Here is a 20,789-nt window from a genome sequence, read left to right as displayed (position 1 = left end):
GCCGGGTCGTCCGCGGCAGCGGGCGTGAACCGGAGCCGGCGAATTAGTGTGCCATCTGGGGCACGTGCACTCTCAACCGGCCTGGGCCGGTGAGAATTCCGTCAGTCCTCGTCGCCGGACGACGACTGGGCGCCAGGCATCGTCTTGTTGATCTGCATGAGGAACTCGACGTTGCTGCGGGTCTTCTTGAGGCGTTCGAGCAGCAGCTCCAGAGCCTGCTGACCGTCGAGCCCGGAGAGCACCCGGCGCAGCTTCCAGACGATGCCGAGCTCCTCCTTGCCCATGAGCAGCTCTTCGCGCCTGGTGCTGGACTGGTCGACGTCGATCGCGGGGAAGATCCGCTTGTCGGCGAACTCCCGCCGCAGGCGCAACTCCATGTTGCCCGTGCCCTTGAACTCCTCGAAGATCACCTCGTCCATCTTCGAGCCGGTCTCGATGAGGGCGGTCGCGAGGATCGTGAGCGAGCCGCCGTTCTCGATGTTGCGGGCCGCACCGAAGAACCGCTTCGGCGGGTAGAGCGCGCTGGAGTCGACACCACCGGACAGGATCCGGCCGCTGGCCGGGGCCGCGATGTTGTAGGCGCGACCGAGCCGGGTGATCGAGTCGAGCAGCACCACCACGTCGTGACCGAACTCGACCAGGCGCTTGGCCCGCTCGATCGCGAGCTCGGCGACGGTCGTGTGGTCGTCAGCGGGCCGGTCGAACGTCGAGGCGATGACCTCGCCCTTGACCGTGCGCTGCATGTCGGTGACCTCCTCAGGCCGCTCGTCGACGAGCACGACCATGAGGTGGGCCTCGGGGTTGTTCTGGGTGATCGCGTTGGCGATCGCCTGCAGGATAAGGGTCTTACCGGCCTTCGGCGGCGAGACGATCAGACCACGCTGGCCCTTACCGATCGGCGTGACCAGGTCCATGATCCGGGTGGTCGGGTTGGTCGGGTCGGTCTCGAGGCGCAGCCGCTCCTGCGGGTAGAGCGGGGTCAGCTTGCCGAACTCCGGACGCTGCTTGGACAGCTCCGGGTCGGCGCCGTTGACCGTGTCGACGCGGACCAGCGGGTTGAACTTCTCCCGGCGCTCGCCTTCGCGGGGCTGCCGGATCGCGCCGCTGATCGCGTCACCCTTGCGCAGGCCGTACTTCTTGACGACCGCGAGGGAGACGTAGACGTCGTTGGGGCCGGGCAGGAAGCCGCTGGTACGGACGAACGCGTAGTTGTCGAGGACATCGAGGATGCCGGCGACCGGAACGAGAACGTCGTCCTCACCGAGCTGGGGCTCGGCGTCGAACCGGTCACGCCCACCGCGGCGTTCGCCACGGTCCCGGTCGCGGCTGTCGCGGCTGTCGCGGTCGCGGAAGCGGTCGCGCGAACGACGACGGCGACGGCGGCCGCCGGCGTCCTCATCGTCGTCCCGGTCACGGTTGTCGCGGTCGCGGTTGTCGCGCTGGTTGCCGTGCTCGCGGTTGCCACGGCCACCGCCGTCACGGCTGTCGCGGCTGTCACGGCCACCCGAACGACCGCCGTCCTCGCGGCCGGAGTCGCGACTCTCGCGGTTGTCGCGGCCGGACTCGCGCTCGCGGGTCCGGTCACCCGGCGCCTCGCTCGCGGCGTCAGCACCACCGTCGCGGCCATCCCCCGCCACGGGCGACGGCGTGCGCTCAGAGGCGGCCTGGCGCGGGGCGCGGCCTCGGCGCGGCGTCTCGGTCCGGGCCTCGGCCCCCCCGTCGCGAGCCCGCGCGGACGGCACGGTCGAGGTGTCAGCACCAGCCGGCTCGGCGCTGCTGGCGATCTCGATCTGAGTCTGCTCCGGGCGAGCCTGGGAACGGCTCCCCCGCTTCGCGGCCGGACGGGAAGACGCGCCCTCTGCCGCGGCCGCCGGAGCCGACGTGCCACCAGACTGCGCCGCCTTGATGGCGTCGATCAGCTGGCTTTTGCGCATCCGCGCGGTCCCGGTGATGCCCAGGCCCTGCGCAACCTGCTGCAGCTCGGCGAGCACCATGCCCGTGAGGCCGCTCGCACGACGCCGGGCACGCGCCGGCGCACCGTTGTCAGACGCGGTGCCGTTGGCACTGGCGTCGGAGGCCTTCGGGGTGGTGAGATCAGTGGTTTCGGTCACGTGAGGTCCTTCCCACGCGTGGTGTCGGCCGTATCGATCGCGTGCCGACCTGTCGATGCCGGCTAATTGCCGGGTCCTCCCTGTTGGAGTCGTGCGCAAAAGGCACGGGCTATTCGTATCTCGGCGAATCCGGGTCCACCGCCTGTGTCGTTCATGGTCGTTCATGCACAAAAAGTGCATACAGCCACAGGGGAGACGCCACAGAATCTGATGACAGCGGAAGCCTTCAGTTTCCCCTTAGGACTTCCCGGAATCGTGGCGAGATGGCGCCAAGCCATAACAAGGGCTCCGGCCCGTCAGGAGCTTAACAGAATCCTCCCGGCCTGGCGTCTCACCCCTCCCCAACATCCCGCGGGCGCTCATCATTCCCAACGTCGCCGACCATCTCGGAAGCTCCCGTCCGGTCGATCGGTAACACCCGAGCAACAAACCCGTCCGGTGTCCGACCCACCACCTCGCCGGCACCGCTCTCCTGGGTGAACGCCAGAACAGTAGGACCTGCTCCCGACACCACCGCGGGGATTCCGTGGGACCGGAGGTCGTCGACAAGCGCGACAGAAGCGGGCATGGCCGGCATGCGGTACTCCTGATGGAGCCGGTCGAAGGTCGCGGCCAGCAGGAGATCGAGGTCCACCTCGCCCGCCGGCGTCGTACCCACCGCCCCGGCGAGCACGGCGACGAGGAGCCCAGCGCGGCCGGCGTTCATCGCGGCGTCGGCATGGGGGACCGTGGGCGGCAGGAGTCCTCGCGCCGCCTCCGTCGACAGTGGCGTGGAGGGTACGAACGCGACCGGCAGCACTTGCGCGGGTTCCAGCCGGACCGCGTGTACGCCGCCCGGGCCGCGGTCGGTCCAGGCGACGGTCAGCCCGCCCAGGAGGCAGGCGGCGACGTTGTCGGGATGCCCCTCGAGTTCGGAGGCGAGCACGAGCGTCGCGGTGTCGTCGAGAACGCGCTCGGATCCCTCGACCAGCGCCCGACCGGCCAGCACACCGGCCGCGATCGCCGCCGCCGACGAACCCAGGCCACGCCCGTGCGGGATGCGGTTGGTGCAGGACACCTCGAGGCCGGAGGGCTGGCCGCCCAACCGGTCCAGGGTCGCGCGCAACGCACGCACGACCAGGTTGTTGTCGTCCCGGGAGACGTTCTCCGCGCCCTCGCCGGTGACGTCGACCGCGAGTCCAGCGGGGGCGACCCTGACCTCCACCTCGTCGTACAACGCGAGGGCGAGGCCGAAGGCGTCGAACCCCGGACCCAGGTTGGCGCTCGTCGCCGGCACCTTCACCCGCACCATGTCGGTGCGGAACGACGGTCCACCCATCCGGGTCCGCTCAGTCCAGTCCGAGCGCGCGGGCGGTGGCCTCCGCGTCAGGTGGAACGACCACCTTCTCCACCTCGCCGGCCGCCGACAGTGCCGTCTCGACGTCCTTCAGCCCGTGTCCGGTGACCGTGATCACGATCGTCTGGCCCGGATCAACCAGCCCCGCCTCCCGCGCACGAAGCAGCCCGGCCACACCCACCGCGGACGCGGGCTCGACAAAGATGCCATCGCGAGCGGCCAGCCCGGCCTGGGCCGCCAGGATCGCGTCGTCGGGTACGGCGTCGATGCGCCCACCCGACTCCTCGAGTGCCGCCACCGCGTCCTGCCAGCGGGCGGGGTTGCCCACCCGGATCGCGGTCGCGACGGTTTCGGGCTGGGAGACCTGGGCGCCGCGCACGATCGGCGCCGCACCCTCGGCCTGGAAGCCCCACATCCGCGGGAGCCGCCGCGACCGGCCGGCCGCGGCGTACTCCTGATAACCCAGCCAGTAGGCGGTGATGTTGCCAGCGTTCCCGACCGGCAGGATGTGGATGTCTGGGGCGTCCCCGAGCGAATCGACCACCTCGAACGCCGCGGTCTTCTGGCCAGCCAGCCGGAAGCCGTCCTCATTGGCTGAGTTGACCAGCACGACGGGGTACCTCTCGCACAGCCCGCGCGCGACCTTCAGGCAGTCGTCGAAGTTGCCCTGAACCTGCACGAGCCGGGCGCCGTACACGATCGCCTGTGCGAGCTTCCCGGCCGCGATCCGCCCCTCAGGGACGAGCACCACCGGGGAGAGACCCGCGCGGACGGCGTACGCCGCCGCCGACGCGCTCGTGTTACCGGTCGAGGCGCAGACCACGACCTTGACGCCCGCCTGCGCGGCCCGCGAGACGGCGACCGTCATGCCCCGGTCCTTGAAGGATCCGGTCGGGTTGCTGCCCTCGACCTTCACCCACACCGAGCAGCCCGTCACCTCCGACAGCCACGCCGAAGGGACGAGCGGCGTGCCGCCCTCGCCCAGTGTCACCACCGGCGTTTCCGGGGTGACCGGCAACCACTGGCGGTACTCCTCGATGACACCCCGCCATGGCCGAGGCGCTTCTGCCATCAGGCCTCCTCGCCTATCCACGTTCACGTTTGGGTGGCCAGTCACCTGTCCGCCAAGCCCCCCACACCGATGGTCGGGTTCGGCTCCTCGTTCGCTCCGCGGCCGGCCACGCTCGTCCCTCGCGTACCGCCCACTTCACTCACTTGTCACCGAGACCCTCCACCCGCATCACGCTCGTGACCTCGCGCACGATGTCGAGTTCCTCGAGGTCTTTGACGGTAGCGGCTAGGGCGCGGTCGGCGGCCTGGTGGGTCACCACGACCAACTGCGCGTCCGCACCTCGGCCCTCCTGGCGCACGGTCTGGATCGAGACGTCGTGGCGGGAGAAGACGGCGGCGACGTTCGCGAGCACGCCCGCACGGTCCTCGACGTCGAGGGAGATGTGGTAGCGGGTCCGTGCCTCGCCCATCGGGCTGACGTCGAGTTGCGCGTACGTCGAGGCGCCCGCGGCGCACACGCCCTGGACGCGGTTACGGGCCACCGTCACGAGGTCACCGAGGACCGCGCTGGCCGTCGGGGCACCACCCGCCCCGGCGCCGTAGAACATCAGTTGCCCGGCCGCAGCACTCTCGACGAAGACCGCGTTGTAGGCCTCCCGCACGCTCGCGAGGGGATGAGTCCTCGGGATCATCGCCGGGTGGACGCGGACCCCGACCCGGCCGTCGGAGGTGAGCTCCGCGATCGCGAGCAGCTTGACCACGCAACCCATCGCGCGGGCGCTCGCCACGTCGGTCGCGGTCACGCCCGTGATGCCTTCACGGTGCACGTCGGAGGCGGTGACCTGGGTGTGGAACGCCAACCCCGCAAGGATCGCGGCCTTCGCGGCGGCGTCGAAGCCCTCCACGTCGGCCGTGGGATCGGCCTCGGCGTACCCCAGGGCCTGGGCCTCGTCGAGCGCCTCCGAAAAGCCCGCGCCCTCGGTGTCCATCCGGTCGAGGATGTAGTTGGTCGTACCGTTGACGATGCCGAGGACGCGGCGTACCCGATCACCGGCGAGCGACTCCCGCAGCGGCCGGATCAACGGGATCGCACCACCGACTGCCGCCTCGTAGTAGAGGTCGGCGCGGTGCTTCTCGGCAGTGGCGAACAACGTCGCACCGTCCACGGCGAGCAGGGCCTTGTTGGCGGTGACGACGGACGCGCCGCTCTCGAGCGCCGAGAGGATCAGCGTGCGAGCCGGCTCGAGGCCACCGATGACCTCGATCACGATGTCGATGTCGGGGCGGCGTACCAAGCCCGCGGCGTCCGTGGTGAACAGTGCCGGATCAACCGGCACATCCCGGGCCCGCCCCTCGCGGCGTACGGCGATGCCGGCCAGCGTGAGTGGGGCGCCGACCCGGGCCGCGAGGTCGTCCCGCTGCTCGGTGAGGAGACGGACCACCTCCGTGCCGACGACACCGCAGCCGAGGAGGGCCACCTTGAGTGGTGTGCCGACCTGCTTGTGAGGCTCGGAGGACTGCTCACCCATCGACGCCCGGCCCTTCGTCTCCCTCGTCACTTCCGCGTGCCCGCGTGCCCCAGTCTCGGAGAAGCCGCAGATATTCGCCCGACTCGTCCAGAGTTCGAGACAAGGTCTCAGGTTTCGGCTCTGCGGCCGCAAATCTCCCCGGCCCACCAGACATCGTGGTCGGCCTACCAGACGTCGAGGCGGAGCAGGTCCTCCTCGGTCTCCCGGCGTACGACGAGCCGGGCCTCCCCCGCGCGCACGGCGACGACCGGCGGTCGGGGAACGTGGTTGTAGGTGCTGGCGAGCGCCCTGCAGTAGGCACCCGTCGCCGGCACGGCGAGCAGGTCACCCGGTCGGACGTCGCCGGGGAGAAACTCGTCCTTGACGATGATGTCGCCCGACTCGCAGTGCTTGCCGACGACCCGGCTCAGCATGGGCGCGGCCTCGGAACGCCGGGACGCGAGCGTGCAGGAGTAGTCCGCGTCGTACAGCGCGGCCCTGATGTTGTCGCTCATGCCGCCGTCGACGGCGACGTAGGTGCGCGCCGCCCCGGCGTCGAGCTCGACCGTCTTGACGGTGCCCACCTCGTAGAGCGTGAAGACGGCGGGTCCGGCGATGGCCCGGCCCGGCTCGACCGACAGGCGCGGCCTGGCAACACCGTACCCACGGCACTCGTGGTCGACGATCGCGCCGAGTTCGGCGGCGAGCTGCGCCGCGGACTCCGGATCGTCCTGTGTCGTGTAGGCGATGCCGAATCCGCCACCCAGGCAGAGTTCGGGCAGCTCGACGCCGTGCCGGTCGCGGATCTCCGCGTGGAGTCCGACCACCCGGCGCGCCGCGACCTCGAAGCCCGAGCTGTCGAAGATCTGTGACCCGATGTGGGAATGCAGGCCGCGCAGCTCCAGTGCGGGCTCGGCGAGTACGCGTTCCACCGCCTTCGCGGCGGCACCGCCGGCGAGGGAGAACCCGAACTTCTGGTCCTCGTGCGCCGTCGCGATGTACTCGTGCGTGTGCGCCTCGACGCCAACGGTTACGCGGACGAGTACCGGCGCCCGGACACCACGGTCAGCGGCCAACTTGGCGAGCCGGGTGATCTCGTCGTAGGAGTCGACGACGATCCGGCCCAGTCCGGCGTCGAGAGCGCGGGCCAGCTCGGCTTCGGACTTGTTGTTGCCGTGGAAGGCGATCCGGCCCGGAGGGAAGCCGGCGCGAAGGGCCACCGCCAGCTCACCGCCGGTGCAGACGTCGAGCCGCAGGCCCTCCTCGTGTATCCAGCGCGCCACGGCGCCGCAGAGGAACGCCTTGCCGGCGTAGTAGACGTCCCAACCGGCGAACCCGTCGCGAAACTCCCGGCAGCGCGTCCGGAAGTCGTCCTCGTCCAGGACGTACGCCGGAGTGCCGTACTCCTGGGCCAGCCTCGTGACCTCGACGCCGGCGACCGTCACCACCCCAGCGGCCGGCTTTGTCACGTTGCGCGGCCACAAGGACTGGCTTAGGGCGTTGGGATCCTCCGGCGGCCGCAACCAGGCGGGCCCTCGATGCCCCGCCCCGGCGTGGAGGGCACCGGCCTCATGCGCTCTGCTCACGCCACCATCCTGGCGGCAGCGTTCTTCTCCCCCGTGACCGGGGGCCGAGGGGCACAGCGCGCGCGCTTGCCGAGGGCCGGCGCGGCAGTTTGGGGGTTCTGGTCAATTCAGGGTGTTGTCTCACATTGTGTACACCCTGGCGGGTGCTTCACACGGCTAGTACCTGCTTTGCACGGCATCCATGCCATGTGAAGCCCTAATGACCACGTATACGTGATCATTAGGGGTCGCCTCCACCACCCGTGGCATCCGGCGGCGCGGCGACGCTCATCGGGCTCAGCCCTCTCGTACGTCGGGTCGCGTTTCCGGGTGTCAGGTTGTGGGCGTCGTTTCGGGAGTACCGAGATCTCGCAACCTCCGGCGCAGGTGGGCGCGCTCGGGTTCGGTGCCGGCCAACTCCAGCGCCCGCTGATACGCCGACGCGGCTTCGGTGACGCGGCCGAGCCGAGCCAGCAGGTCCGCCCGCGCCGCCGCGTATGGATGGTGGCCGCGCAGTTGTGGCTCGCCAGCCAGCCCGTCCAGCAGCACCAGGCCGGCCTGCGGACCGTCGCGCATCGCCACGGCGACGGCCCGGTTGAGCGCGACGACCGGGGATGGAGTCATCGTGAGCAGTACGTCGTACAGCGCCACGATCTGCGGCCAGTCCGTCGCCGCGAACGTGGGGGCCTCGTCATGCAGCGCGGCGATCGCGGCCTCCACCGCGTACGCGCTGGGCGGCCCGCCAGTCAGCGCGGTGACCACCAGCCGGCTGCCTTCCTCGATCATCGCCCGGTCCCAACGACCGCGGTCCTGCACATCGAGCAGCAGCGGCTCCCCGTCCGGGCCGGTCCGCGCAGCCCGCCGGGCGTGCGTGAGCAGCATCAGCGCGAGCAACCCGGCGGCCTCCCGGTCGGCCGGCATCAGGCGGCGCAGGATGCGCGCCAGCCGGATGGCTTCCTCAGCGAGGGCGAGCCGCTGCAGCCCGGGGCCGGAGCTGGCCGCGTAGCCCTCGGTGAAGATCGAATAAATCACCTGCAACACCCCGGGTAGCCGCTGGGGCAGTTCGTCGGAGTCGGGTACGCGGAAGGGGATGCGGGCCTCGCGGATCTTCTTCTTCGCCCGGGTGATCCGCTTGGCCATGGTCTCGACCGGAACGAGGAAGGCCCTGGCCACCTCGGGCGTGGTGAGCCCGGCCAGGCAGCGCAGCGTCAGCGCCGTGCGGTCTTCGGCGGGCAGAGCCGGGTGCGCACACGTGAAGAACAACTGCAGCCGCTCGTCCGGTAGATCGCCGGCAGTGTCGCCAGGTGTGTCGGCGGATGCGCCCGCACCGGCGGCGGGCCCGGCCCGGTCCAACTCTGCCCGCATCTCCAACTGGAGTACGGCCAGCCGGGCGGCGTGGACCCGGTCGCGGCGCAGCCGATCCACGGCCTTGCGCCGGGCCGTGGTCATCAGCCACGCCCCGGGGTTGGGCGGAACCCCGTCGGTGGGCCAGTGCGCCAGCGCCGCCGCGATCGCCTCGGAGGCGACCTCCTCGGCCAGATCGAGGTCACCGAAACGGCGGGCGAGGGCGGCCAGCAGCCGGCCGTGCTCCTCACGGAACACCGCCTCGACTGTTGACCGCACGACCGAACCATCGGTCGATCCCGCCGCTTCGGCGAACCTCTCGCTCACGATCTTCGACCCTTCCGCCCGCTCAGAACTGGGCCACCGGCCGCACCACGATCGTGCCGGCGCGCGCTCCGGGGCAGCGCGCCGCCCAGTCCAGCGCCGCATCCAGGTCCGGCACGTCGATGACGTAGAAGCCGCCGAGGACCTCGCGGGCCTCGGCGAACGGCCCATCAGTGATGATCCGCTCGCCGGCCGCGTCAACTCGCACCGTGGTGGCGGTCACCAGGTCGGCCAGCGACTCCCCGGACACGTAGATTCCGGCGTCCTTGACAGTTTTGTCGTACGCCATCCACTCCTCGACGGTCGTCTCGACCGCGCTCTCGGGGGCATCGGTCGCGGCGGCGTGGATCAGCAACATGTACTTCATGGTTCGAACAACTCCTTCGGTTGGTTCATGGTCCGGGACGCGGCCCGCTTGACGTACGCCATCACCACGAGCGGGGCGGCACCGAATGGACACGCTCCCGAAGGAGGTTCGTGTGGCCTCGATCACATCCGCGGCACGTCGCGGCGGAGGAGGGCGGCGTTCTTCTCCAGCCGGATCTGCTCGGCCGAGTAGCTCGGGTACGCCTCGAGCCAGGCGGCGAGCACCTCCTGCTCGTCGGTACGGATCATGTCGTCGAGCACCACGAGCCCGTCGGGATGGAGCCGGTCACCGAGCAGCGGGAGCGCCGGGAAGCGTGCGTGAGGGCCAAGGTCACCGGGCGGGCCGTCGACGAAGAGCAGCTCGATGGCGTCCAGGTCGGACCAGCCGTCGCTGGCGTACCACTGGAAGGTCCGCCCGTCGAGCTCCACCTGCGTGAGCGGCGCGTACCGAACCTCCACCAGATCGGCGACTCCGTGCCTCTCCAGCATCGCCTTGGCCTTGTCGACGTACGCCGCCTGGTGTTCGAGCGCGACGACCCGGCCCTTGATCTCGAACTGCCGCAGCAGCATGGCGAGCCACACCGTCGACGTACCGCTCCCGCACTCGACGATCAGCGACGGCTGCGTGCGGGCGACGAGATCGGCCAGGAAGAGCAGCAGGTCAGGCGACGACGCCCAGCCGCGGGTCTGGGGCAGCGGGCGCTCGACCGGCGCGATCGCGTACAGGTTGTGCAGCGCCTCGAGCTGGCGGTAGGTCATCAGCAGGTCGGCGGCGACACCCTTGCGGGTGCGGTTGATCACGTTGGTGGCGGTCTCACCCATCGCCTTGCCGAACTGCTCGGTGCTCAGGGCACGGGTGGCCAGGGAGTCGAGGCGCCCCCGCACCTCATGGAGCTCCCGCGCCGCCGCCGCGATGGTCCTGCTCTGGTGGTCAAGACGGCGCAACACCGCGACCTGTTTGCGGTGGGCCGCAAGAAGACCGGCGAGCAGCGGGCCCATCGCGAGGAGTACGACGGTGGTGCCGAGCGGGGTCTGCGTCCTCCATGCGAAGACGGCGGTCGCCACGGTCCAGCCCGCGACGAGGGCGGGGATGATCCAGGCTGGCACCCTGGCCAGTCCCGTGGTTGGTTTGGTCACTGTCACCGGGTTTCTCGCTTGGCTGTCGTGCTGTCCAGTCGCCGCCGCAGATCCTTACGCACCTGCCAGTAGCGAACCGTCAGGCTCCCCAGCTTCGACGCCCGCAGCCGGGCGTGCGTGCGTTCGAGGGCGGCATGCTTGGTGCGGAGTGCGGCGAGATCGCGTTCGGTTGCCTTCCGGACGGCGCGTTCGGTCTCGAGTTCCTTCGTGAGGGACCGGAGGTGCCCGAGCAACACCGCCTCGCTGTCGTAGTGGTTCTCGCCCTCGTGGATGTCGCCCTCCTCGTCCTCCTCATCCTCGGCGGCGCGCCAGTACGCGACCGCCCGGAGGGTTGCCGCTACGGCCGCCAGCGGCCCGGCGAGGTCCGGTGTTTCGAGGGCGGACGGGGAGGTTGCGGCATCGATGGCGCCGGCGTTCCCGCTCGGGGCCAGGACGGCGCAGGGAAGGTCGGCGAGCAGAGCGACCCCCTGCCAGGTGAGTCCGGTCGGTTGACCGAGCGGCGCGGGATCGGACGCCGGGACGGGATCGGACGTCGGAATGGGATCGGACGTCGGAATGGGATCGGACGTCGGAATGGGATCGGACGTCGGAATGGGATCGGACGTCGGAATGGGATCGGACGTCGGAATGGGATCGGACGTCGGAGTGGGATCGGACGTCGAGGTTGGGTCGGACGTCGAGGTTGGGTCGGACGTCGAGGTTGGGTCGGACGGGGCTTCCCGGTCGGGCGTCATCACGACGAGGACACGCCCGCCGGGCCGCACGCAGTGCCGGACGCGTTCGGCGACCGCGATCTGCCGAGGCGCCTCTGATCGGCCCAGATCGATCACCACCGTGTCATAGCTTCCCGGAAGGAGTTCTTCGGCCAGGAAGTCGGTCCGGCTGATGTCCTCGAAGGAAAGCACCCGCGCCCGGCCGAAGGGCAGAGCAAGTCCACGTCCCGTCGCCGGCTCGGACGTGATGACCAGCAGATCCTGATCGGGTCGCTGGTGTACGGAAAGGTCGACAAGATCAATGGAACGGGTCGCGGATGGTGGCACGTTCGGACCTCCTGCCGTGCCGGATGGCGCGTTGAGCCAGGCCAAGATTAGCTAAGGAGCTTACGGATATCCGGGCTCAGACACGCCGCCGAATTGGTAACCTACGCGCGCGGCCCAAGGCGAACTCGACCACCAGGCACGCGACCTCACTGACAATCCAGCTGGTCTCGAGGGGCCACCAGTCGCGGGATCACCTTGTGACACTCGTCCTGGGGGGAAACACGTGGTGAACGGAAAACACCCCGAAGGTAAATTCGATCCGCCGGACCGCGCCGACCCGCGCCCATGGCAAGTCGACACGTCCTCTCCACTCAGCTCGCCCCTGGTGGACGAGTGGGTGCGAAGTCTTGAGACGTTACGGCGTACGCCACGCGCGAGCCGGCGCCAGGCACCCGAATTCCCCACCACGGCCGGCATCAGCGTGGTTGTGGCGTACCACCCCGGTGACAATCTCGAGGCCTGCCTGGACTCCCTTGTCGAGCAGACGCTCTCCCGCGACTGCTTCGAGGTGATCATTGTCGTCGATGGTCATGCCGGTGATCACGATCCCCTTCTGGCGCGGGTCGAGCAGCGCGCACCCGGCCTACGACTCAGGGTCGTCGAAGTCCCGCACAGCGCGGCCTTCCGTTTCCGCGAGCTCGGCATCCACGCGGCGAGGCGGGAACACACCGCATTTCTTGACGCGAATGATCGGGTCGCACCGGTCTGTCTCCAGAACCTTCTCGAGGCGGCCGACGAGGGCACGATCACCGTGGCGCGGATGATCAATTTCGGTGGTAACGGCACACCGCCCGCGGATGACACCGAGATTCCGCGGATCGACGAGGAGGCCACCGACCACGAATTCAGGTTCACCTCCGGAAAGCTCGTACCAACCGCGCTGGCCAAACAGGTCGAACGCGACTTCGCGCCGGAGAGTCCCACGACTTTCGTTTTCTTCCTCGCGTTGCTGGTCCGCCATCATTGCGTCGTACGCCAGGCAGGCGGAGTGGTTTGTTACCGCGCCGCATCCCACGTCGATGATCACGAAGTGCGGCACCACACCTTCGACGAGAGTGTCGTCGCACGGATGAAGATTGTCGCGCAGTTGGACTCACTCGCGGCGAAGAGCGACGACACGACACTGCCCCTTCTCCGGGGTCACGTCGACGTGCAGGCCGACGCGATCAACACCTATCTGCGTGACAATCCCGAGCAGCACGAACGCGTCGCCGAGGTGATCGACACCTACGACCTGAGGTATTTCCCGAACCACCGGCTCAACCGCGGCCTGGCCAAGGCGCTGGCGATCGCCTACTGCTTCGCGCCCTACAACGACTCCAGCGCGGTCGTGATGGCCAAACGCGTGCGCGAACGCCACGACGTCGTGGACGTCGTTTACAACGCGATGGACAAGAACCGCGACAAGGATCCGAGCATGCGGCGGATCTGCGCGCCGTACGTCGAGAACGAGATCGCCATCGACTCACCGACGTACTTCTCCAACTGGGCGGCGATCGAGGCGTTCCGCGTCACCGGCATGATGAAGATCACCGACCTCGAACGCACCAAAGGCCCGTACGCCCGGATGTACAGCCGGGCGATGTGGCCGGCCTCGCATTTCCTGGCCGCCGCGTACAAACTCCACAATCCGTCAGTGATCTGGGCGGCGGAATTCTCCGACCCCGCGGCGCGCGACGTCACGGGTGCCGAGCGCAGCGCACCAATCGGCGCGAGCACTTTCCTGGATGACGTACGCGTCGAACTCCAGCGGCGCGGCCTGCCGGTCCTTGAGTCGGAGAACTCCCTGGTCTGGTGTGAGTACCTCGCCTACGCCTTCGCGGACGTTCTGGTTTTTACCAACCAGAATCAGCTCGACTACATGCTCGGCTACTGCCCCGTCCCCGAGGTCGCCGAACTCGCCCGGGACAAGGCCCTGATCTCGCCCCATCCCACCCTCACGCCGGCGTTCTATTCCATGGTCGAGGAGTCGTATCCGCTCGATCCGACCGTCGCGAACCTCGCGTATTTCGGCACCTTCTACGCGACGCGCGGGCTCGACGACGTACTCATGGCGCTGGCGGCGCTGGACCAGGAGACGCGGGAACGCATCCGGCTCCACGTGTTCACCTCTCGGCCCGACGACCTTCGCGAGCACGTCGACCGGCTGGGAGTCTCGGAGCTCGTCCGGATCAATGCGTACGTGAGGTTCCTGGCGTTCCTGAACCTCTCCACGAAGTTCGACTGCCTGATTGTCAACGACGCTTTGACAGCCGAGAGCCATGCCCGCAACCCGTACCTGCCGTCGAAGTGGAGCGACTACCACGGGAGCGGCCGGCCGGTGTGGGGCCTGGTCGAGGAGGGCAGCCCGATGAGTACGCGGCCGCTCGCGTTCGTCTCACCAGTCGGAGACGTCGCCGCGGCCCAGGACGTGCTGCGCAAGATCGCCGCCGAACCCCGGAATTAGCAAGGTTGCGCCCTGAATGATCACGTATACGTGGTCATTCAGGCCGCCGAAGCGTCATCGTCCGAGCAGGATGCCGCGAAACCGTGGCCGGACGACGGACCAGTCGAAGCGCTCGACCACGAACTTCCGCGCCGCCCGGCCGGCCTCGTCCCGCTTGTCCAGGTCGGCGTACGCAAGGATCCGCGCGGCGGCCTCGTCAGGGCTGTCCACCACCCACTCGGCCGGAAAGATGCCTCGTGCCCCGTCGTACCCCGCATACATCGGCCAGTCGCGGATCACGGGTACGGCACCTGACGCGGCGCCCTCCGTCGTACCGACCGGGAACCCTTCCCGCCGGCTCGCGCTGAGGATGAACCCCGCGCCACGGAGCACCTCTGGCAGGTCGGCGGTGTAGCCGACGTACTCCAACCCGTCGCGTACGTCGTCGGCGCGCGCCCGGTCACGGAACTCGTCGCGGTACCGCAACGCGCCGAGGTGCTGGCGTGACGAGAAGTCTCGCCCGATGAGGAGGAGGCGCCAGAGAGGGTCGGTCCCGCGCAGCCTGGCGAGGACCTCCAGCGCCCACAACGGATCCTTGACCCGCTGGGCCCAGCCGACCATGGCGATCGTCCGCTCGGCGCCGACGGGCTTGGGGAGGCCGAAGCGCTCCAGCCGCATCTCGTTGGGTACGACGTGGATCCGCCCCACCCGGACCAGCCCGGGGACGGCCCGCTCGACGACCTGGCGGACATGATGCCCGACGAAGATCACGTCGGAGACCCGGGACCAGTCGATCATGTGCGGCTGGTGCGAGATCGCTTCCAGGCTGTGGAACCTGACCACCAGCCGTGCCCGCGCTGGAGCGTGCAGAGCAACCCACTGGGCGGCGTTGTCGCACCAGTCGACGAAGATCGTGTCCGCCCAGCCGAGGAGTTCTGCGTCCTCCTCGCCGACGGGATCCACCGGCCGCCCGAGCGCGTCGTCGAGCCGGTCGGTGATCAGGTGGTGCCGGTGGGTACGCCGGGGCGGCGAGGCTGGCGAGCGCGGCCGGAGTACGCGCACGTCGATCTCGTCGTCGTCCTCCAGCGTGCGGATGATCCCCTCGGTGAAGTGCGGATAGTCCCCGGTTACGACGAGGAGCCGGGCGCTTCGGCCGCGGACGCGTGGCGGTGCCTCTGCCACCGCCGGCGCATCGGCCTTCGCCGGAGGCTCCGGCCACCCGGCGTTCCGTCTGTTTCTCGCCGCCGCCGACAACACCCCTTCCATCGAACCCGCCCGCGCACCCAACGTCCGGAAGGTCAGAGAGTCATAGAGCGGTGCCACGTAATCCACCGGATTGGAGACCAGCGGGCTGCTGAGGACGTCCGCGTGCAACTCTCGATGGAACACCACCTCCACGACCTGGAGCACCGTCTGGGCGACCTCGTCGGTCCTGCCGTCCCGAAGCGCGTCGTCCGCGCGGCTCAGCACATCCCGGATCACGGTGGCAAGCTCGCCGGCGGGATACTCCCCCTGGGCGATCTGGCTCGTGAGGAGTTCCAGGCGGAGCAGGTCCTGGACCGGGCGCGGCGTGGACAGGTTGATCGCCGACCGGGCGAGCGCCTCGGCCGCTTCGAAGACGTTCGTACGCCGGAGCGCCTGGACCAGCCGGACGGCGTTCACCACAAACCCACGAAGGTACGGGTCGCCCGGATGGGACTCCACCGTCTTCCACGCCTCGAGCAGGTCGCCGGGTCCGTTTGCCGGCCGGCCGGTACGCAGGACCCGCTGGAGCGGCATCGCCGCGCGGGCCCGGATGAGAACGGCTTCCAGAGCGGGGTCGTCGATGGAGAGGATCGGTGGGTCCTGGCCGAGCACGGCGGCATGCCGGGCGGCAGGTGCCGCCTCGTCGTCGGCCACGAGGACGATGTCGGCGTTCCGTGCGGTGCTACGAAACCATGGGTCGTACCTCGCGAGCAGCCAGGTCCGCTGGGCCGGCGACCCGACACGGACGCAGCCGCGGACGACAAGGTTGCGTACGACCACCTTGCTCCAGCGCGGCGAAAACCTCGGCGGGGCAACGCCGTTACGCCTTCCGGTCAGACTCATCCGCAGCCGACGGCTCACGGCAGCCCGTGGTGTGGCGGGTGGGCGGGGGTCGTAGGCGGACGCGATTCGGACGACGAATCCTGAGGTGGCGAGCCGCTCGGCATACTCGGCGACGTGCGACCAACTCGCCGGATGGCCGGTGATGAGCAGCACCTCGGTCATGGACTACCCCCGCGTGGAACGACGCCTCTGCAGGATAGCCAGCGCTTCTCCACCAGGGGTATCGCTCGCGACGACCGTGTCCTTACCGGGACATCGCCATGATGTCGCCGTCTACATCCGATCGGGTGCTACCAAGCCACACAGGGATATTGCGTTCGCCAGAACGATCCGGCTGGCGTTGACGAGCCCGAGTTGGGTCGCGTGGGAGGGGGAAGGTTCCTCGTCTCCGCGCGGGAGAATTCCACCTGCGGCTTCGAGCCCTTCTATGTCGGCGAGAACCTCCACGAGATAGCGGTCACGCCATCGAACGCTTCCGCCCTTGGTCGTGCGTTCGACCACTCCGGGAAACTCGGCCAGCGCGCATACCAACGGGCGTTGGGGCGGCGTACCCAGGAGTTCGAGGTCGAGCCGGTCCGGGTCGGGTCGGACACCGAGCGCCGTACCCGCTCTGAGGTAGCCGGCCAGCCGGGCGTGCGCGTACCGCAGGTCGGACGCCAGAGTGGGTGGAAGCTGGGGTACGACAGGGCCGCCGGCGATGTCGCCCGGAACACCGTACGTCGCGCCCGCGGACACGATCCCGCGGACGATCTCGGCCAGGCCGCGAGGCGCGAGTTCGATGTTGACGAATCCCGGCCCGGCGACGTGCGACGCGGCGATCCCGTCCGCCGTGCCCAACCTGGTGGCGAGCAACTCGGCCAGCCGCCACGCCGGCTGATCGACCGAGCCGGCCAGGCGCAGGGCCACCGGGCTGGCGAAGTCACCACGAGTGGGGCGTACCGGACGTTCGACCCGCACAGATGGGAGTACGACGGTGGACGGGGTCACCGCGCCGGCGGCCACCAGATCGGCGAACGCGGCGCTGATCTCGTCGGCCAGGCGCGCGGGGAACACCGCGCCAGCGTAGCCGCCGGGGCGTACTGGTAATCTGTCTCCGCCCCGAGCCCCCGTAGCTCAGGGGATAGAGCAACGGCCTCCGGAGCCGTGTGCGTAGGTTCGAATCCTACCGGGGGCGCACCTCTCTGATCAGCGCAGATAGGCGTCTGACCTGCGGAAATGTCCCGCTCGGCCCCCTGGTAGCTGTCTCACCAGATCTCACCGACGCTCAATGGCTCTCGCCATCTGTGGGGCCATTGCGGGGCGCTCACGGGGCGCTCGACTGCTCCCCCGCAGGGTCTAGCGCCCGCTCGACAAGCCTGTTGTTCCGGTCGTGCCGGCCATCGAGGCACTTGGCATATCTCTTCAGGAGGACCTCCACGCTGTTGCCAGCACGTTCGGCCACGTCGGTCGGGTCTACTCCCGCATTGAGCCAGGTACGCCCGCGGTCGTGAACCTCCTGCGTATCAGTCCACTGCTTTCCGCTACTCGGTCAGGTCTCTGCGACCGTTAGCGACCCCAGCCATCTCGCGGGAGGTAACAGTCAGACTTTCGGAGGCCTACGCATTCTGCCGGTCGTAGCCCGGCGAAGTAGAGAGTCGCGAAGAAAGCCACCAACCGCCGCCACGAGCACGTTTCCAGCTTCCGGCATACAAAAGCGCGACGAGAAGTTCTCCGGCTTGGCGCAGGTTGACAACGACTCGGCGGTCCACCGAGCTCAAGTGTGCAAGCCTCTTTCGTTTAATCCCCTTAAGTGGATTCGTGGCGAGGCGGCCGATCTCCACGGCTCGGGTGGCAGTCGCGAGCCCGTCCACCATGCTGTCACGCGATTTGGGCGTCGAATCCCGCCATCGCTCCGCTACATATTGCCGGGCGAAGTCAAACCAGCTTTGCCGGTTCACTTCACTTTCACTAATCTTAGGCTCGTTCCCACCGGGCTTTCGCACGAACGGCATCCCAGCCATGTCGGCAACGCTGGCATGCTTCCCGGACGCCGGCGATGAAGGTCCGTACCTCCCGGGCCGAGAGCTTGCCGAGCCGCTTCTTCCTCAGGCCGGGGACGAGATGCAGTCGGACAATGCTCTCGGAGGCGACCGGGATTCCGTTCGCACGAATGTCCGTGGTTCTCTTTACAGCGGTTGTGGGGCGAGTTGCCGTTCCAGGCCGTCGAGGAGGGCTTCGAGGCCGAACTCGAAGGTGTCGTCGGGGGATGCGGCGTACTCAATCGCCGCTGGGGTTTCGAGCCGGGCGCGTAGGCGTGGGTAGTGCACGGCGATCGCCTTGGCCTCGGCCATCGCGTCCTGGAGTTGCTGTTCGGCGGCGGCGCCGTACCGGTTGAGTTTGCGGTTGAGTGAGGCGGTTGCGGCGGCACCAGCCGCGTTGCCGAGGGCGTAGGTGAAGACGGCGGCGGCGGCTTGGTCGGCCTGGTCCGCGGTGAAGCCGGCGGCCTCGTAGACGGCGAGGCTGTGGTCGTCGTGGCGGGACTTGCCTTCGCCGTAGAGGACGTGCGCGGCGAACGCCTGCACCAGCCAGGGGTGCCGGGTGAACATCTGGTACAGGTCGGTGGCCATCGTGGCGGCGGCGGCTCGCCAGTCGGCGGGGTTCAGCTCGGGCAGCGTGAGTTCGCCCCACACGTGGTCGGCGGCGAGCAGGACGAGGTTGTCCTTGTTCTTGACGTGCCAGTAGACGGCGGTCGCGGCCGAGTCGAGTCGTTTGCCCAGGGCACGCATATTCAGACCTTCGAGGCCCTCGGCGTCCAGGAGTTCGACGGCGGCGCGGACGATCTGGTCCCGGCTGAGGGTGTCGCGTGGCATGTCCCCTACCGTACGCAGCGGCTTGCACAAAGTTCAAGAAAGGGCTTGCACATAGTTCAAGTAACTGGCTACGGTTCCTTCCCGTCAGCCAGTTGAACTAAGTGCAAGTCGAAGTGGAGCCTTCGAATGAATACTCTCGCCGCCGTCATGCAGCTGCTCGTCGCCGTCGCCTTCGTCAGCATCCCGGTCGTCCGCCACCGCTACGGCCCCGCGGCCGAGGCCGCCGCGGTCGCGGAGCTGCGCCGCCAGAATGTCCGCCCGGAGGTGCTGGAGGAGAACAAGATTCGCTTCGACGCCGGAGGGCACGAGACCGCCGCGCCGGTCACCGTCGCCGCAGTCATGATCGCGACCGCCGTCCTGAACTTCGCCGACACCGGCCTGGCCCCGCTGATGACCTGGATCTTCTCCTCGCTTGTCCTGCTGATGAACGCCGGGATCGTCTACAGCAACCTCACCGCGGCGAAGTCGGTGCAGGCCGCCTTCCGCCGCAAGGGCGACCCTGAGCTGGCCCGCGTCGAGGTCACGCCGTTCCTCACAGCCGCCGAGAACGCCTTCCCCCACTGGGTGCGAGCCCAGACCTACATCCGCAACACGGTGGTCTTCGCCGGCTCCGCCATCGCCTTGGTTGCCGTCTCCTTCTGACAACCCCTCCTGATGAACAAGGTCTACGCAGCGATGCCTAGGCCACGAAGATCCTGGTCGTGTGGCGCTCTCGATAGATCCGATCTCGCGGCGCGCACGGCGTTCCCGTTGCGCTCGCAGTGCCAATCGGATGCCGAGCACGTCCTTGGGCAGCAGGTCGATCGACTCACGGATGATCTTCACATGCAGCGCCGAGATCCTGCCCGCGGCGAGTGCTTGGCCGGTGGCTTGAAGGTTGGTTTCTAATGCTTTGGCGAGTTTCACGTCCGCGCCGATCGCACCGGGGTGGAGGTGCAGCTTGTGCCGCAGCCATGCAGCGGTGGAGGTCGCTCCCGCTTGAGAGGCAAGCTCGTGGGTGTCAACGTCGTGGATGGTCCGGAGCCGAACCGCTTCAAACTTCCCAGCAAGCTTATGCGCCAACTCCACAACCTCGGCCCGCTCAGTATCCGACCAGATGGGGGATTCCAGAATGTCAGCGAGCATGGAATCGACCGCGCCCATCAAGCCCAGCACTGGGTGCGTGGGCGGGGAACCAGTCGTGACATCCCTGACCGGAACATTATCGGCGACCACCGACAAGAACCGGGCCCAAGGAGCCCATTCCAAAGCTTCCCGGAATGTAATTTTGGGTAGCTATGAATTGCTTTCCGTAACCCCCGCGAAGGTTCACTAAGCGATCCGCGGCCCCATTGAATAGACCGACGCTCAGGTTGGTTGATACCCAAATCGACAGCCGGGGTAGGCAGTGGAGACTTTTCCGGGTCAGGGAGCCTGTTGCTTTTTGTGGTGGTGGCGGTTGGGGGCGTGTCGGCTGGCGGGGTGGGTGGGTCTTTGACAGGGTCGGTGGGTGGCTATGGGGTATCGGCCTGTGGATCGGGCTCAGGAGTTTTTGTTGCCGCCGTCGATGGTGGATTGGCTGCCGGAGGATCATCTGGTCTGGTTTGTGATCGCGGCGGTGGATCGGTTGGACACTGCGGCGTTTCATGCGTTGGCGAGGCTGGGTGGGGTCGGGCGTCGTGGTTTTGACCCGGACATGTTGTTGA

Annotated in this window: 15 protein-coding genes, 1 tRNA gene and 1 pseudogene; 3 read left to right on the top strand and 14 right to left on the bottom strand. The window is 68.5% G+C overall.

Going from position 1 to position 20,789, the window contains the following annotated elements:
• Positions 1-101: 101 nt before the first annotated feature.
• The 9 genes from rho to B141_RS50645 form a co-directional block, all read right to left on the bottom strand.
• Entirely contained in the window at positions 102-2,111 is a 2,010-nt protein-coding gene (rho, locus tag B141_RS0110955; protein WP_020575207.1) for a transcription termination factor Rho, read from the bottom strand.
• A 331-nt stretch (positions 2,112-2,442) separates the two neighbouring features.
• Entirely contained in the window at positions 2,443-3,429 is a 987-nt protein-coding gene (thrB, locus tag B141_RS40040; RefSeq protein WP_020575206.1) for a homoserine kinase, read from the bottom strand.
• A gap of 10 nt (positions 3,430-3,439) precedes the next feature.
• Positions 3,440-4,519, bottom strand: a complete 1,080-nt coding sequence (gene thrC / locus B141_RS0110945) for a threonine synthase (protein WP_020575205.1) — start codon at positions 4,517-4,519, stop codon at positions 3,440-3,442.
• A 139-nt stretch (positions 4,520-4,658) separates the two neighbouring features.
• Entirely contained in the window at positions 4,659-5,987 is a 1,329-nt protein-coding gene (locus B141_RS0110940; RefSeq protein ID WP_020575204.1) for a homoserine dehydrogenase, read from the bottom strand.
• 164 nt (positions 5,988-6,151) lie between these two features.
• Entirely contained in the window at positions 6,152-7,552 is a 1,401-nt protein-coding gene (gene lysA, locus B141_RS0110935) for a diaminopimelate decarboxylase (protein WP_026257104.1), read from the bottom strand.
• 312 nt (positions 7,553-7,864) lie between these two features.
• Positions 7,865-9,202, bottom strand: coding sequence for an RNA polymerase sigma factor (locus tag B141_RS0110930; protein WP_020575202.1), 1,338 nt, complete (start codon positions 9,200-9,202; stop codon positions 7,865-7,867).
• A 22-nt stretch (positions 9,203-9,224) separates the two neighbouring features.
• Positions 9,225-9,566, bottom strand: coding sequence for a YciI family protein (locus tag B141_RS0110925; protein ID WP_020575201.1), 342 nt, complete (start codon positions 9,564-9,566; stop codon positions 9,225-9,227).
• 122 nt (positions 9,567-9,688) lie between these two features.
• Positions 9,689-10,702 (bottom strand): O-methyltransferase, encoded by a 1,014-nt coding sequence (locus tag B141_RS45475; RefSeq protein WP_051114040.1) that lies wholly within the window; start codon positions 10,700-10,702, stop codon positions 9,689-9,691.
• 2 nt (positions 10,703-10,704) lie between these two features.
• On the bottom strand, positions 10,705-11,742 hold the full coding sequence (locus B141_RS50645; RefSeq protein ID WP_026257103.1) for a hypothetical protein: 1,038 nt from the start codon (positions 11,740-11,742) through the stop codon (positions 10,705-10,707).
• Positions 11,743-12,079: 337 nt separating this feature from the next.
• Between B141_RS50645 and B141_RS47290 the strand changes: the two genes are divergently transcribed.
• Positions 12,080-14,188, top strand: a complete 2,109-nt coding sequence (locus B141_RS47290) for a glycosyltransferase (protein ID WP_157180940.1) — start codon at positions 12,080-12,082, stop codon at positions 14,186-14,188.
• A 54-nt stretch (positions 14,189-14,242) separates the two neighbouring features.
• Here B141_RS47290 and B141_RS0110905 read toward each other — a convergent pair whose 3' ends face one another.
• Both B141_RS0110905 and B141_RS0110900 read right to left on the bottom strand, forming a co-directional pair.
• A complete protein-coding gene (locus B141_RS0110905; RefSeq protein WP_020575199.1) occupies positions 14,243-16,417 on the bottom strand; it encodes a glycosyltransferase family 4 protein in 2,175 nt (724 codons plus the stop codon).
• 111 nt (positions 16,418-16,528) lie between these two features.
• On the bottom strand, positions 16,529-17,308 hold the full coding sequence (locus B141_RS0110900; RefSeq protein WP_020575198.1) for a DALR anticodon-binding domain-containing protein: 780 nt from the start codon (positions 17,306-17,308) through the stop codon (positions 16,529-16,531).
• Between the two features lie 49 nt (positions 17,309-17,357).
• Here B141_RS0110900 and B141_RS0110895 point away from each other — a divergent pair.
• A tRNA-Arg gene (locus B141_RS0110895) sits at positions 17,358-17,429 on the top strand.
• A gap of 421 nt (positions 17,430-17,850) precedes the next feature.
• Here B141_RS0110895 and B141_RS50640 read toward each other — a convergent pair.
• Both B141_RS50640 and B141_RS0110890 read right to left on the bottom strand, forming a co-directional pair.
• The gene (locus B141_RS50640; RefSeq protein WP_202805735.1) at positions 17,851-18,255 is read right to left on the bottom strand and encodes a hypothetical protein; all 405 of its coding nucleotides are present in this window, start codon (positions 18,253-18,255) and stop codon (positions 17,851-17,853) included.
• Between the two features lie 165 nt (positions 18,256-18,420).
• On the bottom strand, positions 18,421-19,104 hold the full coding sequence (locus B141_RS0110890) for a TetR/AcrR family transcriptional regulator (RefSeq protein WP_020575197.1): 684 nt from the start codon (positions 19,102-19,104) through the stop codon (positions 18,421-18,423).
• A 126-nt stretch (positions 19,105-19,230) separates the two neighbouring features.
• Between B141_RS0110890 and B141_RS0110885 the strand changes: the two genes are divergently transcribed.
• The gene (locus B141_RS0110885; RefSeq protein ID WP_020575196.1) at positions 19,231-19,746 is read left to right on the top strand and encodes a hypothetical protein; all 516 of its coding nucleotides are present in this window, start codon (positions 19,231-19,233) and stop codon (positions 19,744-19,746) included.
• Between the two features lie 147 nt (positions 19,747-19,893).
• On the opposite strand, the pseudogene B141_RS47280 reads toward B141_RS0110885, so the two are convergent.
• A pseudogene (locus tag B141_RS47280) lies at positions 19,894-20,229 on the bottom strand (DUF222 domain-containing protein); the annotation flags it as partial.
• Positions 20,230-20,789: the final 560 nt, after the last annotated feature.

Source organism: Actinopolymorpha alba DSM 45243 (assembly GCF_000373925.1).
Lineage (GTDB): Bacteria > Actinomycetota > Actinomycetes > Propionibacteriales > Actinopolymorphaceae > Actinopolymorpha > Actinopolymorpha alba.
This window is presented reverse-complemented; position numbering and strand designations above follow the sequence as displayed.

Bases quoted from the DNA above. Each gene is read 5' to 3' on its own strand.
- B141_RS0110905 (WP_020575199.1), bottom strand. From the start codon at position 16,417: ATGACCGAGGTGCTGCTCATCACCGGCCATCCGGCGAGTTGGTCGCAC.
- B141_RS0110940 (WP_020575204.1), bottom strand. From the start codon at position 5,987: ATGGGTGAGCAGTCCTCCGAGCCTCACAAGCAGGTCGGCACACCACTC.
- B141_RS0110885 (WP_020575196.1), top strand. From the start codon at position 19,231: ATGAATACTCTCGCCGCCGTCATGCAGCTGCTCGTCGCCGTCGCCTTC.
- B141_RS50640 (WP_202805735.1), bottom strand. From the start codon at position 18,255: ATGGCTGGGATGCCGTTCGTGCGAAAGCCCGGTGGGAACGAGCCTAAG.
- B141_RS0110925 (WP_020575201.1), bottom strand. From the start codon at position 9,566: ATGAAGTACATGTTGCTGATCCACGCCGCCGCGACCGATGCCCCCGAG.
- B141_RS0110890 (WP_020575197.1), bottom strand. From the start codon at position 19,104: ATGCCACGCGACACCCTCAGCCGGGACCAGATCGTCCGCGCCGCCGTC.
- thrC (WP_020575205.1), bottom strand. From the start codon at position 4,519: ATGGCAGAAGCGCCTCGGCCATGGCGGGGTGTCATCGAGGAGTACCGC.
- thrB (WP_020575206.1), bottom strand. From the start codon at position 3,429: ATGGGTGGACCGTCGTTCCGCACCGACATGGTGCGGGTGAAGGTGCCG.